Origin of the sequence: Fontivita pretiosa, from assembly GCF_050410795.1 — a bacterium.
Lineage (GTDB): Bacteria > Planctomycetota > Phycisphaerae > Tepidisphaerales > Tepidisphaeraceae > Fontivita > Fontivita pretiosa.
This window is the reverse complement of sequence record NZ_CP191258.1, coordinates 3,216,218-3,231,157: the sequence shown is the minus strand read 5'-3', so window position 1 is coordinate 3,231,157 and position 14,940 is coordinate 3,216,218. Positions and strand designations below refer to the sequence as shown.

Below are 14,940 nucleotides of genomic sequence, written 5' to 3'. Positions count from 1 at the left end.
CCCTGCTACAGCTCGTCCTCGTCGGACTCCATCGTGTCCTTCCACAGCTCCAGGTTTTCCAGGTACACGCTCGTGCCGCGCGCCACGCACGTGAGCGGATCCTCCGCAAGACGGACCTCCAGCCCCGTCGCATTGCTGATCACCGTCGTCAAACCCCGCAACAGCGACGATCCGCCCGCCATCGTGATGCCGTTGTCCACCAGATCCGCCGCCAGCTCCGGCGGGGCGAGCTCCAGCGTGCGCGTGACGGCCTCGATGATCTTGGTCACCGGCTCCTGAAGCGCCTCGCGGATTTCTTCGGCGGTGACGGTGGTCTTTCGCGGCAGGCCGCTGATCATGTCCCGCCCCCGCACCTCCATCGTCGGCTCCTGCCCGTCGGGGAACGGCGCCGCCGAGCCAATATCGATCTTGATCCGCTCGGCCGTCTGCTCGCCGATGTCCATGTTGTACGTTTTTTTCATGTGGTGGATGATGGCCTCGTCAAAGTCATCGCCCGCCACGCGCACCGATTCGCAGACGCTGATGTCCGCCAGCGAGATGATCGCCACCTCGGTGGTTCCCCCGCCGATATCGACGATCATGCTGGCGGTGGGCTCCGTGACGGGCAACCCCGCCCCGATCGCCGCCGCCATCGGTTCTTCAACCAAAAACACCCGTCGCGCTCCGGCGCGCTCCGCCGAATCCAGCACTGCGCGCTTTTCCACCGCCGTGATCCCCGACGGAATCGCGATGACCACCCGCGGGCCGATGAAGTGCTTACGACCGTGCACCCGCCGGATGAAGTAGCTCAGCATCGCCTCGGTGATCTCAAAGTCGGAGATGACCCCGTCTTTGAGCGGGCGGATCGCCTGGATCGTGCCGGGGGTCTTGCCGATCATTTCCTTGGCGACCAGTCCGACGGCGTTGCCGTTCTGAAGCACGCGGTTGGTGCCCTTCTTGACCGCGACGACAGAAGGCTCGTTCAGGACGATGCCCTCCCCCTTGACGCAGACCAGGGTGTTGCACGTCCCCAGGTCGATGCCCATGTCGATGCTGAACATGCCCAGGAGCGAATCGAAGATCAACACGCCAATACACTCCTTTGTGCGACCAGCCAGCCCCGGCACGTCCGCCGCCCCGGGGCGCGCCGCCAGCGCCATCGCTCATCCCCGCACGGCGATACGTCCGTGCCCATCCTTGCCCATCGCTGCCCCGGTTTCGTCACCAGCCGAACGTCCGGTAAAAAGATTTGGGCGAGGCGTAAATTACAGCTTTTTCGATCTTGAAGCAAACCAGCAACACCCACATTCGCCGCCCGGACCGCAGCCCCCAACCCGCCCAACCACATCCGGAAAAACCCGGGCATGGGCGACGGGCGGCCGGCCGAGGTACAATCCCCGGTTGGACTTTTTCCATGGAGTCATCATGGCAAGGATCGCGATCCTCATCGAAAACAAGTACGAAGACCTGGAGCTTCAGTACCCCAGACTGCGGCTGATCGAGGCCGGACATGTCGTGCAGATCGTCGGCCCAAAACCTGGCGAAACCTACGTCGGCAAGTGGGGCTACCCGCAAAAAAGCGACGCCGCAGCCAGGGACGTCAAGGCAAGCGACTTTGCCCTGATCGTCATCCCCGGCGGAATGTCGCCAGACTTCATGCGCCGCGACGGCGGGATGATCCGGCTGGTCCGGGACGCCGCTTTGGCCGCCATTCCCATGGCCGCCATCTGTCACGGGCCCTGGATGCTCTGCTCCACCAGCGCGCTCAAAGGCCGGCGCTGCACCAGCTTTTTCGCCATCGCCCATGATGTGGTCAACGCTGGCGGAAAGTGGGTGGACGAGGAATGCGTCGTCGATGGACCGATCATCACCTCGCGCTGCCCCGATGATCTGCCCGCCTTCACCCGCGCGATTCTCCAATACCTCGCCGAAGGCCGCGCACACGGCAGCAAGGGCAAACCCCTGGCCCCGCCCTGGCTGGCCGAAACCCTCTGACGCGGCGGCCAGCGCCCGCTGCGGATCTGCATCGGTTCGATCCGCGATCCGAAAGCAAGCCAAGTTCGCCAGCCATGCTCTCCTGGGTTCGTAACATCCTGAGCAGCTCCCGCGCCGCCGAAGAGCGTCAGCGATGGTGGGATGCGCGTCTTGCGGCGCTGGAGGCGGTGCTGGGCAAATGCGACGGCACGATTTACCAGCCAGCGCCGCCAAGACACCGCCTCGGCTACGCCGACGTGCTGCGGTTCCGCAATTACGTCAACGGCATCGCCTACGTCACCTGCGATCTGATCGGCAACCCCAATCAGGTTCCCAACAAATGGGGACACTATGAGCTGATGCTCTGCACGCGACAGGAAAACGACTGGGCGCCGGAGCTGCTCAGCAGGCTGGCGCAGTACACGCACGAGGCGACGCTGCATCCGGGCGACACGATGGATTTGGGCGACTCGCGTCCACCACGCAGCACCATCGCCGCCCTCATCTTCGCCCGACCCGACCCACCCGCCGACAGCTTCACCGTCCTGGGCACGCCGGCCAACCTCATCCTCGGCATCGGCATAACCCTGGCCGAGTTCGCCGCCTGCAAGAACTTCGGCTCCGGCGTGATGTTTCGCATGCTCAGGGAAAACCACGTCTATCCGTTCACCGATCTGCACAGACCATCGGTGACGTGAGCAAAAGGATCAAGCATCATCTCAGAAGGATCAGAAGACTTGATCCCTCAGGCTTGCGCCCTCATCCCTCCGCTCTCAGGCCGCCACGATGTGATCGCGCCTGCCCTTGACGTTTCTCATCGCGTTTCGCGAATCGACGATCAGCTTTGCGTTGTCGGCGATCAGTTGCCAGTCGTAGGCGGAGTGATTGGTGGCGATCAGAACGCAGTCGTATTCCTTCAACGTAGCCGGCGTCAGCTCGACGCTGGTCATCTGCAAATCGTGCTGGCGCATCTTGTGCGTCCGGGGCACGTGTGGATCGTTGTAATCCACCTGCGCGCCCAGATGCTCCAGCTTTTCGATCAGCTCGAAACTCGGGCTCTCGCGAACGTCATCCACATCCGGCTTGTACGCCAGGCCAAGCACCAGGATCCGGCTGCCCTTGACCGCCTTGCCGCGATCATTCAGCGCCAGCACGACGCGGTTGACCACATAGTCGGGCATGGCGCGGTTGACCTCGCCGGCCAGCTCGATGAAGCGTGTGGGCATGCCCACCTCGCGGGCCTTCCAGGTCAGGTAGAACGGATCGATCGGGATGCAGTGCCCGCCCAGCCCGGGGCCGGGGTAAAACGCCTGGAACCCGAACGGCTTGGTCGATGCGGCGCGGATGACTTCCCACACGTCGATCCCCATCGCCGTCAGGACCATCTTCATCTCGTTGACCAGCGCGATGTTCACGGCGCGGTAGATGTTCTCCAGCAGCTTGGCGGCCTCGGCGACTTCGGCGCTGCTGACGCGGATCACCTGCTTGATCGCCTTTTTGTACAGAGCCTCGGCCATCCGCCCCGAAGCCTCGTCGATCCCGCCGACCAGCTTGGGAATCGTCTGGGTGTTGAAGTCCTTTCGTCCCGGATCCTCGCGTTCGGGCGAGTAGGCCAGGTAAAAGTCCCTGCCGCAGGTCATGCCTCGCGCCTGGAACTTGGGCAGCATGATCTCGCGGGTGGTGCGGGGGTAGGTGGTGGATTCCAGCACGATGAGCTGCCCGGGGCGGAGCGTTTTGGCGATGTCCTGGGCGGTGCGTTCGACGTAGCTGAGGTCCGGCTCCAGATGCGGCCCCAGCGGCGTAGGCACGCAACTGATCACCGCGTCCGGCTCGCCCAGGCGTGAAAAGTCCTGCGTGGCATCGAACTTTGCACCGGTGTGCAGCTCGCTGACCAGCGTGTCGCCCAAGTGTTTAAGATAACTGTGTCCCCGCTTCAACGCCTCGATTTTCGCCGGGTCGATGTCGAAGCCGATGGTGGCAAAGCCGGCGCGATGAAACGCCGCCAGCAGCGGCAGCCCCACGTACCCCAGCCCGATCACTCCGACAAGCGCCGATCCGGACTCGATCTTTTCTTTCAGGCCATTCATGCAGTTTTGAAACTCCCGCACAGCCCCTGTAGCGCCCCCTGCGGCCAAGATTGTAGCCAAGAGAAGGCGCGTCGGCTGCGCCGCCGCGGCGGGGCAGGGCTGCGCGCGGCTGCTACGCCGCGGCGTGCTCGGCCTCGCGAATGCGTCCCTGTGCGTCGATCTGCTCGAATTTGACCGCCACCCGCCTGGAAACGCCCTGTTCCTGCATCGTCACGCCGTACAGCACGTCGGCGATCTGCATCGTCCGCTTGGAGTGGGTGATGATGATGAACTGGCTCATCTCCAGGAACTCCTGGATGATGAGGTTGAACCGCTGGTTGTTGGCCTCGTCCAGCGGCGCGTCCACCTCGTCGAGGATGCAGAAGGGGCTTGGCTTGGACTTGAAGATGCTCAACAGCAGCGCGATGCAGGTCATCGCCTTTTCCCCGCCGGAAAGCTGCGCGATGGTCGCCGGCTGCTTGCCGGGCGGGCGGGCGATGATCTCGATGCCGGCATCCAGGATGTCGATGCGCCGTTTCGGCGTGGGCTGCGCCGTGGTCTGCGTGTCCGACGGCTGCTCCGCCGCCGCGGCCGGCGCCTGCTCCCCGGCGGGCTGCTCCAGTTCCGTCTCCAGGTAGATGTCCGCCTTGCCCCCCCCGAAGAGCTTGCGGAAGATTCCCTGAAAGTGCTCCCGCACCGCGTTGAACGTCTGCTCGAAGCGAATGCTGCTCTCCCGGTTGATCGTGTCGATCAACTCCTCCAACTGCTGCCTGGACGTGGTCAGGTCCTGCACCTGCGTGGCCAGGAACTGCTGACGCTGCTCCAGCTCCTGCATCTCCCCGATCGAGTCCAGGTTCACGTTCCCCAGGCGATGAATCTTTTCGCGAAGCTGGCGGATCTCCTCGGCCACGGCGTCCCAATCCATCTGGGCGGGCTGATAACCCGGCCCGGGCGCGCCGTCTTCGCCAGCGGCGAACAACGCCTGGTACCTGCCCGGAAGGTCAATCTGAAGCTCATCCATCGTGCGCTGCACCAGCGTCTCCAGCCGAACCTTCAATTCCCCGGATCGAAGCTGAATCTGATGAAGCTCCTGTTCGATCTGGGCGTGGCGTTGCTGGATCTGCTCGACGACGTGTGAAAGCCCGGCGACGGCCTGCTGCGCCTCGGCAAGCTGCCGGCTCAGCAATTCCAGCCGCTGCGACAGCTCCTGTTGGCGCTGTCCCAATGCCTCTTCGGCGTGCTGCGCCGAGGCCAGCTCCTGCTCCACCGCCGAACGCCGCGACACAAGCTGCTCGACGGATTTGTCGATCCGCTCGATCTGCTGGGTCAGTTCGGTCTGCTGCATGGCCTGCCGCTGCGCGGCCTGTTCCGCGGCGAGCTGTTTTTCCTGCACCTGCCCCAGCGCCACCCGGCAACTGGTCAGCTCCTCGCCGCAGACTCGCAGCTCCTCGGCAAGCTGCTGCTGTCGCTGGCTCATCTGCTCGATCCGCTGCTGATCCTCTGCCTGTTGCGATTCCAACGACTGCTTCTGCTGTTCCAGCCGTGTCTGCTCGGCCTGGAGCCGGCCGACCTGATCCACCAGCGCTGACAGTTCGCGCTCCAGCAGCGGAAGCTCGCGGTCCAGCGCCGCCAGCCGGTCATCGGCCTGCGCCATCTGGCTGCTCAGTTCGACCTTCTCGGTATTGGCCTGGTAGATGGCGTTTCGCAGTGCGTTGATCTGATCTTCAAGCTGCTGCGCCTGCGCGTTGCCGTCGGTGAGCTGTTGTGTGAGCGCTTCGATGCGGGCATCGACCTCGGCGATCTGGGAGCGGATCGCTTCCAGCTCCGAGCGGCGCGAGAGCAGACCCATGGCAGCGGTGAGCGGGCCGGCGCGGACCGTGCCGTCCGCCTCGATCACTTCCCCCGCGTGCGTGACGTAACGGTATCCGCGTGGCCCGGCCTGATGCAGTTCCCGCGCCGCGGCAAGGTCCTGCACGACCACGGTTCTGCCCAGCAGATGATCCACGATCCTCCGATCGACCGGCTCGAAGCGCACCAGGTCCGCAGCAAAGCGGATACGATGCGGATGGATGTTCCAGTCGTAAGCATCAGCCGGCTGATGGCGATCGCGATCCTGCGTCTGCGGCACGGGCCAGGCGCCTGCGGCGCCGTCGAGTCGATCGACGCAAAGGAAGCTGACTCGCCCGCCAAGCTCAGCCAGGGCTTCGGGGGCGCTGGTGGCGGCCTGCTGGGAGTCGGCGATCAGCGTCTGATCGTGCCCGTTCAGTGCGGCCTCGATCACCTGAGCGTGCTCGACATCGACCCGTAGCACATCCGCGACGATCCCGCGAACGAACGGGAAGCGATCGCCTCGCTGCCGCAGCACCGACTTCACGCCCTCGCTGACCCCTTCGCGCCTGGCCTCCAGGTCGGCCAGCAGCTTCTGGCGGGACAGCAGTCCGGAGCGATGTTCCTTGGCCGCGCCGAGCTGTTCTCCGAGCTGCGCGATGTGCCGGCCCAGTGCGGCCGACTCGCTGCGCTTCCGGCTCATCGCCGCCTGCTGCTGCTGGATGGATTCGATGACCTGCTCGAGTCGCTGCTGCAACTGCTGGCGGTGCGACTGGAGGGACTGCGTTTCGGCGAGCACCTGCTGCCTGCGCTGTTCCAGGCGCGACTGATGGGCGGCGATATTCTTCAGCTCGATCTGGATCGACGACAATCGGCTGCCCGCCGCCGCGGACTGACGCATCAGATCCAGCACCTGCGCCTTGGCCTGTTCAAGCTGCTGGTTCAGCTCGTTGAGCTGAAGCTGCCCGTCGCGGAAGGCCTGCTGCCTGGCGTCGATCTGGCGGCGTCTGGACTCGACCTCGTCGCTCAATTGCGACAGGATCTGGCGTTGGGCTTCCAGGGCGGCGACGGTCTGACTCAGCTTCTGCTCAGCCGCCGCGCGGTCGGCGGAAAAGGCGTCGGCCTGCTCGCAGATCTGCCGCAGTTGCTGTTGAGCATACTGCTGGCGTTGCCGCGCCGACTGAAGCTGCGCCGCGGCCTGCACCAGCTCGTATTCCGCCTGCTGCCGCGCCTGCGCCGTGGCCTGAAGCTGCTCGTTGCGGCCGGCCAGCTCATCGCGGCTTCGCTGAAGATCGGCGTTGACGTCGTCCAGGCGGAACTGCGCGTCGTCGCGGTTGCGTTCCAGCTCGTCGGCCTGCACCCGCAGCGTGTGATACTCATGCAGCGAGTGGCTCAGTCGAAGCTCATTGAGCCTCGCGGTGTATTCCTGATACGTGCGCGCCCGCCCGGCCTGCGCCTTGACGCTGCGCAGCCGCTTTTCCACTTCCTGCACGATGTCGTTCAGCCGCAGCAGGTTCTGCTCCACCCGCTCCAGCTTGCGCTGCGCTTCCTTCTTTTTGACCTTGTATTTGGAGATGCCGGCGGCTTCCTCGAAGATGAGGCGGCGCTGCTCCGGGTCTGCCTCCAGCATCGCCGTCACCTTGCCCTGCTCGATGACGCTGTAGGCATCGACCCCCACGCCGGTGTCCAGGAACAGCTCACGAATATCCTTCAGCCGACAGGTCTGGTTGTTGAGCTGGTATTCGCTGGTGCCATCGCGGAAAAGTCGCCGCCCGACGTACACCTCGTCGCTGTCCACGTTCAGCAGCCGCGAGCCGTCGGGGCGCCTGGGGTTGTCGAAGACCAGCACGACCTCGGCCATGCCCGCGGGCTTGCGGTTGCCCGAGCCGTTGAAGATCACATCCATCATGGCCTCGCCGCGAAGGCTCTTGGCGCTCTGCTCGCCCAGCACCCACTTGAAGCCATCCACGACGTTGCTCTTGCCGCAACCGTTGGGTCCGACGATGCCGGTGATGGGCGCGTCGAACACAAACTCGGTGCGGTCGGCAAAACTCTTGAAGCCGTGAAGGATGAGTTTCTTCAAACGCATCGGTGAAGGTCCTCCATGACCCGCGCCCTGGTTCGTGCGGCAACCTGAAGACGACGGCGGCGCGAACCGTCCGCAATTGTGGTCGCGACAGCTTACTGCGCCTGCCGCGCGGTTTCCACCGCGGGTGAAGCCGCCGGCACCGCCTGCCCGGACGGACCGATCAGCCCTGCGGCGCCGACCGTCGGCGGCGCCTGCGCCGTCGTCGGCGACGACTCGGGAATCGGCGGCGCCTGTTCCAGCAGACGCTCCAGCCCCGGCGATTCCTGAAGCACGAATGTCATCGGCACACGCTGCCCCTGATACACCGCCACCAACTGCTTCTGCTCGGCCATCGCCTGGAGCAACGCGACCACCACGCAGTAATCAAAATCAAGTCGCTGCTCGCCCGGCGCGCCGTTTCCGCCCAGCCGCTCGATCAGCTCCACCAGATCCGGCGAGGAGATCACCGAAATCGGCGAACGCAGCTTCGGACCCCGGTAGAACAGGTTGAGCAACTGCCGATCCGTGGCCGAGGCCATGCTGAACCGATGGTCCATCGCGGTAAAGAAAGCGGGCATGGCCACCGCGGGTCTGTTGCCGATCACCGCGATGCGTGGCATTCCGCTGCGTGAGGCGTACAGGATGGGCGGCCCCTGGGAGGAGACGATGTCGAGCATGAACTTGTTGTTCACCGGGCGCGAGAGGATGGAGGAGTCGCCGTGGCTGGCCAGGGCGCGGTACGCCTCCAGCCGCACCAGCGTCTGTCGCGCATCCAGCAGGGTCCGCAGCATCTGATTGATGACCGGCGAACTGGGCAGCTTGCCTAGGGTCTGCACCGCCTCGATCTGGAAGGGGTGATCGTTTCGTTTGGCGATTTCCATCAGGACGGTTTGCGCCGCCAGATCGCCGACGCACGCCGCCGCCCGCGCCGCCGCATACGCCACCTCCGGCTTTTCGTGCGTCATCAGCGGAGCGATGAACGGAACCGCCATCGGACCCAGCGCCTCCCAGCAGTAGGAGATATCCAGCAGCGGCGCATCCGGCTTGACCGCTTCTTCGGCGAGTTGTTTGGCTTTGGCGACGGCGAAATCCGGCGTGGGATTGAGGAAGGTGTGGGTGACCACCCCGGCGAAATGCGCCCAGTCGGTGCCGTACTTTTCCGGCATGTACAGCAGGATGATCGCCTCATCCTTCGCCGCCGCCACCGACAAATCCTGGAACGCCTGATCCAGGCGATACTCGATCGCGCGGGCCATGCTGAGCTGCGGCTGGCGAAGACGCAGCACCAGGGCCCGATCCATCAGGCACACGCCGCCGTCGGGGATCGTGCCCTTCCGCAGGCTCAGCCGAACTTCCGGATCGGAGGTCGGACCGCTCAGGACGTAGGCCGGATTGACGAAGATCGATCCTTCGGCCGTGGCCCACACATCGATGGCATACCCGGGCGCCTGCATGTTGGCGCCGTTGACTTTCAGGTCGGTGCGATACAGATCCCCGTGCGCCAGGCTGGTGGTGTTGTTGCCCTCCAGTGCCGAGACCAGCACATCCAGCCGCTGATACTTGCGCGCCCCCGGAGGAATCAGCGCATCCACCCGTACGATCGCGAACGAAGGATCACGCAGGATGTCCTCCGGCTGGATATTGTCCAGACCTCGCACCTTGCTCCCAAAGCCGTGCTTGACCGCCAGCGTGCGGATGTACTCGCGCACCGCGGTTCCCGCGAAGCAGTCGCCGGTGTCGTGCAAATTGGCCACCAGCCCGAAGCCGCTGACAGGGAATGGCTCGATGTTCGACAGATCGCAGCGCTCGATGATCGAATCCTTCAAAAAGGCCGGCACCTGCTTGGGCGGCAGGGACTGATACCGCGACGTGAGCTTTCCTGCCGGATCGACCTTCTTTTTCTTGCCACCGCAGCCCAACCCGATCGGCACGATCAGGCACGCGCACAGGATGATCAGCACGCGCCGCCATCGCGGGCGACAATCCATCCAATCGACACGCTGGTTGCGGATCATCGGCACGGAACCTCCGGGAATTATCGGACGCTACCGACGCTGCGCTTGAGTTATCTGACCGCCGCCTGCGGCAGGTCGCATCGCTGGCGGCACGGGTCTGCAACCCGTGAGCTGGCCTCGATCAACACGACAAAAAAACCTGCAACACCTGAATCGTCCTGCAAATGGGCTGGAAAACCTTGGCCAATCGCTTGCCCCCGGAGCCGTTGAAGCTATACAGCGTTGGAGGGCACCTGCACCTGCGGCTGTACCTGCTTGATCTCACGAGCCTTACGTCGCGCGCGGGGTCCAAGTTTGCCCTGAGGCGCCGGCGCGGGCGATTCGTTGTCACGGGCCGGGCCGTTCACCGCCGCCTCAGGCTCAATGAACAGCCGCCCCTGCGAAGGATCCTCAAACCGCTTGGCGTCCAGAACCGCCCGCGCTTCCTCCACCAGCTCCTCCAGCGTCTTGAACTGCCGATACACGCTGGCAAAACGCACGTAGGCCACCTGATCAACGCGGCGGAGCTTGTCGGCCACCAGGCTCCCGATCACCGTCGTGGAGACCTCTCGGTCGTGGCTCCTGAACACCTCGTCCTCGACCTCGTCGGCGATGCGCGCCAGCTCGCTCTCGGGCACGGGTCGTTTGAAGCACGCCCGCGCCAGCCCCGTGATGATCTTGTTGCGATCCCAGGGAACCCGCCGGCCATCGCGCTTCACGACCGTCAGCCTCACGTGTTCTTCGATCCGCTCGTAGGTGGTGAAGCGTTTGGAGCAGTTGAGGCATTGTCGCCGCCGGCGGATCGACCGCCCGCCGTCGCAGGTGCGCGAGTCGATCACCTTCAGGTGCTCCTTGTCCGCATGACAATACGGGCAGCGCATCGCGGAAAAAGATACCGATTTTCCACGGGGAAGGCAAAACAACCCCCGCAGGCGCGTCCCCCGGATTTGTCGATTGATTTGCGTGCGCGCGGACCGGCGGCGCCCGATTGCCTGATTGATCGATCAAATGCGCCTGAGGCGCCGCCGCGCTCACCTGCCGTAGTAGAACCGGGTCTCCGAGTAGTAGTAGCTGCTCGGCGGGCAGTAGTCGTAGTAGTAATACCGCGGAGCCGGATACACGATCACCGGCGGGGGAGTATAGACCGGGCGGTAATAGATGACCGGAGGCGGGCAATAGTCGTAGTCGCGATAGACATAGCGGAATCGGTAGTAAGAAGGCCCGTCGTAATGGCGATAGCTGAAGCCCGATCGCCAGTGGTCCGATCCGACCCCGATGGAGAATCCGAAGAAGCTGCGGGAATGCCCCCAGTCGCGATAGCGGTCGCCGCGGTCGTAGTGTCTGCCGCCCGCCCACGCCGCGCCGGCGGGCAACAACGCGATCAGCACGACAGCGGCGAGCAAAGCGTGTTTACGCATAAGACTCACTCCTTTCACCGCACGCTGCGGCAGCACATCGGCTTGGCCCACCGTATCAGACAGATCCTGTTGCTCACGGTTAGCTCCGGAGTAAAACGGCGGTGGATCTGAGTTGCCGCAATCACCTAAGCTCCGCCGTGAAAAGAAGATATCCGATTGCAGGTTTACACCATTCGCCGCTGCTCTACACGATTCGCAGCTCAAACGTGCCGGGCCTGAGCCCGCCGCGACGCTCCAGCGCCAGATCATGCGCCTCGTGATAGTGGCTGACGAGCACCGACCAGTCGAACAGCTCGCCCAGCCGCTCGGTGCGGTTGCGCAGCTCGATGCGCTGCCGGCGATTGAGCTGGATGAACTCCAGCAGGTATTGAACCAGATCGCCGACGGCGTCGTCGAAGCTGCGATTGCGGCGGTTGAGCACCATGATGCCCTGGCTGCGGGCATCTTCGATGTGCCGCTGCACATACGCCCCGAAACCACTCAGATCCGTCGTCACCGCCGGCACGCCGCGCGCGATCGACTCCATCGGTGTGTATCCCCACGGCTCGTAGTAGCTGGGAAATATCCCCAGGTGGCAGCCGCGAACGAAATCGTTGTAGTCCAGGCTGATCAGCGGGCTGGTGGCGGTGAGAAACTCGGGATGGAACACGACTTTGACCGGATCGTCGGCCGCGTTGAACAACTGCCGCCAGCGCAGATGTTTCAGCACCGCGTCATTGGCGTCATCGACCAGGTCGTGAGTGACGATGCTGGGCTGGCGTCCGGATCGCCATACGTGCATCGCTCGCTTCAATCGCACCACCGCGTCGTCGGCAAGCAGCTCATTCATGCCCGGCAGGCGTCCGGTGGTCGCCGCCAGAAACAGTCGCCGGCCCATCTCATGCTCGATGTCGGCACAGGTGGCGCGGAGCTCGTCGAACATCGCCTGGCTCTGAAGCACCCCGACGTTGATGTTTCGCGTGGGGGCGCGGGTGATGATGAACGAGACGATGGTCGGACGATCCGGCACGCCGCGCAACACCTGGTTCAGCCGGTACATCGCCTCAATGAACATGTCCAGCCCCTTGTTGCGGTACTCGTACCGCCCGGAGGTGAACACGTACAGGGTGTGTTCCAGGTCAAACGCGTACGCCGGGAAAAAGTGCCCCATCACAAACTCATGAATCTTCTCCTTGTATTGCCGGTGCAGATTCTGGAACTCGTGCAGCGCCGCGAATCGCTGGATGTTCAGCCCGTTGGGCAGGATCGCATCGGGCTTTCGACCCAGCAATTTCTCGGCCTCGAAGGCGGTCACTTCACTGACGGTGGTGAAGACGGTACAGGCGTGGGCGGCGGTCTTTTCGATCTGGTGCTTGGAGAGGATGTTGTACTTGACCGCTTCCTGATCGGCGTTGATGAAGGGCAGGTGCTGGTAGAAGTACGGGTTGTCGCTGGCCAGGTAGCGGCCCAGCAGGGTGGCATGGGTGGTGAAGACGGTGGCGACGGGCAGTTGCATGTGGGCGATTCGCGGCACGGCCACCCCGCCCATCCACTCGTGGAAGTGCGCCAGAACCGCCCGTCGTCCCCGCAGCAGATCGCACAACTCGCGGAAGAACTCGGCCACCACGTATCCGAAGGCCACCACCTCGTTGACCTCCGCATCGCAGCCCAGGGTGTCGATGCCGTGATCCTTCCACAGCAGGTACTTGTCCACGTCCAGGGAGCCGAAGCGCGCCCGGTAATCCAGCAGGATCACGCGTGGGCGGCCGCTGATCAGCCATCGCCCGTGGTGACAAGGCACGCCCGCGCTCCGCAGCCGATCCAGCGTGTCACGAATCAGGCCTTCGGTGGGCAGCTCCTCGAACTCCACCGCCGCCGTCTGGGGGTTGTACGGACCGATCAGGCAGTAGCGATCGCCCCAGCGATCCAGCATCGCCGCCGCCTTGGTGCGCAGAACGGTGTAGATTCCACCCAGTTGCCAGCAGACTTCCCAGGCGACCTCGAACAGCAACACAGGCTCGGGCTGGGAAGACGACTCATCGGGCGATGGCGACAGTGGTTGCGGGTAGAGGTTGATCGCCGCAGGGCCGCTTGCCGACGATTCGGACTGAGCTGATGCGTTCGTCGTGGCGGAGCCTGAAGCCGACGCGCCTGTTGATGACTGCGATACAGCCTGATCGTGCGCCGCGGGTCGTTCGGGAGATTGCCACTGTGAGCTGGCCATGCGGGCATTATCCACTGCCTGTTGCGGGCGAGGCAAAATCTGATGCACTCCGCGCCGCCGAATGCCGCGACTCCCTTCGCAAATCTGCCAAGCCTGCGATCGTTCGCGCGCAAAGAAAGGCCCTGCCGTCACAGCAGGGCCTTGGCGAGAGTTCGGTTAATCCACGATTCAGACAGCCGCTGATGCATCGGCTGATTTGCTGGTGCGCAGACGGTTTGAGCACCGTCTGTGCATGAGCCGCCACGTGCACGCAACTGTGGCGCGCCGTGGGCCGACGGCCTAAATCAGCGCCGGCGAATGAAGCCCAGCGCGCCCAGCGCCAGCAGCGACAATGCCCCAGGCTCGGGAACCACGAATTCCCAGCCGGTGTTGGCCACCGGGTTGCCACCCAGGTTGAATGTTGAGCCCGCCGGGTTGCTCACGTTGAAGAACGACCCCGACGCCGACGTGATGAACATCGTGTCGCCGCTGGAGCCGAGTTCCGGCGGGTTGAACAGCAGTTGTCCCAGATTCTCCAAGTCCAGATCGCTGGAGGGCGTGCCGACGTTATCGAACGTCAGACCGACCCAGAACTTGGCATTGGGCAGGTTAAAGGCGATGGCGCTGACGTCCGCCGTGTAGATCCCCAGGCTGCCGGCCCCGAAGGTGATTGGGTTGAACGTGATTCCGATGGGAGTGGCGCCATCCACGTAGTAGTTGCCCGGGACGCCGGCGTTATCGAACCAGAAGCGCACCCGCGGGCGCGCCGCCACGTCGGTGTCACCCAGGTTGCCCACGGTGAAGGAGAACTCCTGGATCAAGCCGCCGCTGACCGGGACTATGTCGTCGGCGATCAGCCGGGTGATCCCGCCGCTGGCGCCGCCGTTGGGCAGCACCGACCCGCTGAAGGTCCCGAAGTTCGAGTAGATCGAACCGGGGGTCACCAAATCCGAGACATCCACGCCCGTGCCGGCGGGAAACAGGTGCTTGATCCTCAGGTCACCACCCAGCAGATCGACGTTTTCCGACGCACGAGAGCTGGAGGGAACCAGAACCGAGACAGCAGCGACAGCGACAACGCCGCAGCCGAAGAGACGTGGCAGCATATATCTCCCCTCGCGTACCAGACGCGATTAATGTGATGGCGCGCGCCGCATTTTCTCACACACAAGACGCGCGGGTCGCCCGTTCCAGAATCGGCTGATGAGGAACCCTCAATGCGCAAACCGCGCAGGCAGGCGCATCGCCCCATCATCCGCGGCGGCGAAACGGCTGCCATGTTACCCGCCGCCGTGCATTCCGCAAGCAGAATCCGGCACAAACGCGAAATTGTTGCCAGACTCAGATGCTCCATTCAGCTTCAACCGGGTCAACTTCAGACGGTCGCCGAAGCGGTGCAACTGCCAAAAGACGACGGGCCGGCGTGGTGCCG

Annotated in this window: 10 protein-coding genes; 2 read left to right on the top strand and 8 right to left on the bottom strand. The window is 64.1% G+C overall.

Annotated features, from left to right (window positions below; all coding sequences use genetic code 11):
- Nucleotides 1-5: 5 nt before the first annotated feature.
- A complete protein-coding gene (locus ACQS5P_RS13010) occupies nt 6-1,040 on the bottom strand; it encodes a rod shape-determining protein (RefSeq protein ID WP_428941023.1) in 1,035 nt (344 codons plus the stop codon).
- Nucleotides 1,041-1,404: 364 nt separating this feature from the next.
- Here ACQS5P_RS13010 and ACQS5P_RS13005 point away from each other — a divergent pair, with 364 nt between their 5' ends.
- Both ACQS5P_RS13005 and ACQS5P_RS13000 read left to right on the top strand, forming a co-directional pair.
- Nucleotides 1,405-1,974, top strand: coding sequence for a type 1 glutamine amidotransferase domain-containing protein (locus ACQS5P_RS13005; RefSeq protein ID WP_428937046.1), 570 nt, complete (start codon nt 1,405-1,407; stop codon nt 1,972-1,974).
- Nucleotides 1,975-2,048: 74 nt separating this feature from the next.
- Nucleotides 2,049-2,651 (top strand): suppressor of fused domain protein, encoded by a 603-nt coding sequence (locus ACQS5P_RS13000; protein WP_428937045.1) that lies wholly within the window; start codon nt 2,049-2,051, stop codon nt 2,649-2,651.
- Between the two features lie 75 nt (nt 2,652-2,726).
- Here the strand turns inward: ACQS5P_RS13000 and ACQS5P_RS12995 are convergent, their stop codons facing one another.
- The 7 genes from ACQS5P_RS12995 to ACQS5P_RS12965 all read right to left on the bottom strand — a co-directional run bounded on the left by ACQS5P_RS12995 (nt 2,727) and on the right by ACQS5P_RS12965 (nt 14,614).
- Nucleotides 2,727-4,040, bottom strand: a complete 1,314-nt coding sequence (locus ACQS5P_RS12995) for a nucleotide sugar dehydrogenase (protein WP_428937044.1) — start codon at nt 4,038-4,040, stop codon at nt 2,727-2,729.
- Nucleotides 4,041-4,152: 112 nt separating this feature from the next.
- Nucleotides 4,153-7,935, bottom strand: a complete 3,783-nt coding sequence (gene smc, locus ACQS5P_RS12990) for a chromosome segregation protein SMC (protein ID WP_428937043.1) — start codon at nt 7,933-7,935, stop codon at nt 4,153-4,155.
- A gap of 92 nt (nt 7,936-8,027) precedes the next feature.
- A complete protein-coding gene (locus ACQS5P_RS12985; RefSeq protein WP_428937042.1) occupies nt 8,028-9,929 on the bottom strand; it encodes a flagellar basal body P-ring protein FlgI in 1,902 nt (633 codons plus the stop codon).
- 212 nt (nt 9,930-10,141) lie between these two features.
- Nucleotides 10,142-10,789: a transcriptional regulator NrdR gene (gene nrdR, locus ACQS5P_RS12980; protein ID WP_428937041.1), complete on the bottom strand. Its 648-nt coding sequence runs from the start codon at nt 10,787-10,789 to the stop codon at nt 10,142-10,144.
- A 150-nt stretch (nt 10,790-10,939) separates the two neighbouring features.
- Complete coding sequence (locus tag ACQS5P_RS12975) at nt 10,940-11,326, bottom strand: hypothetical protein (protein ID WP_428937040.1); 387 nt, start codon at nt 11,324-11,326, stop codon at nt 10,940-10,942.
- Nucleotides 11,327-11,510: 184 nt separating this feature from the next.
- Nucleotides 11,511-13,529: a glycosyltransferase gene (locus ACQS5P_RS12970; RefSeq protein WP_428937039.1), complete on the bottom strand. Its 2,019-nt coding sequence runs from the start codon at nt 13,527-13,529 to the stop codon at nt 11,511-11,513.
- Nucleotides 13,530-13,813: 284 nt separating this feature from the next.
- A complete protein-coding gene (locus tag ACQS5P_RS12965) occupies nt 13,814-14,614 on the bottom strand; it encodes a PEP-CTERM sorting domain-containing protein (RefSeq protein WP_428937038.1) in 801 nt (266 codons plus the stop codon).
- Nucleotides 14,615-14,940 lie beyond the last annotated feature (326 nt).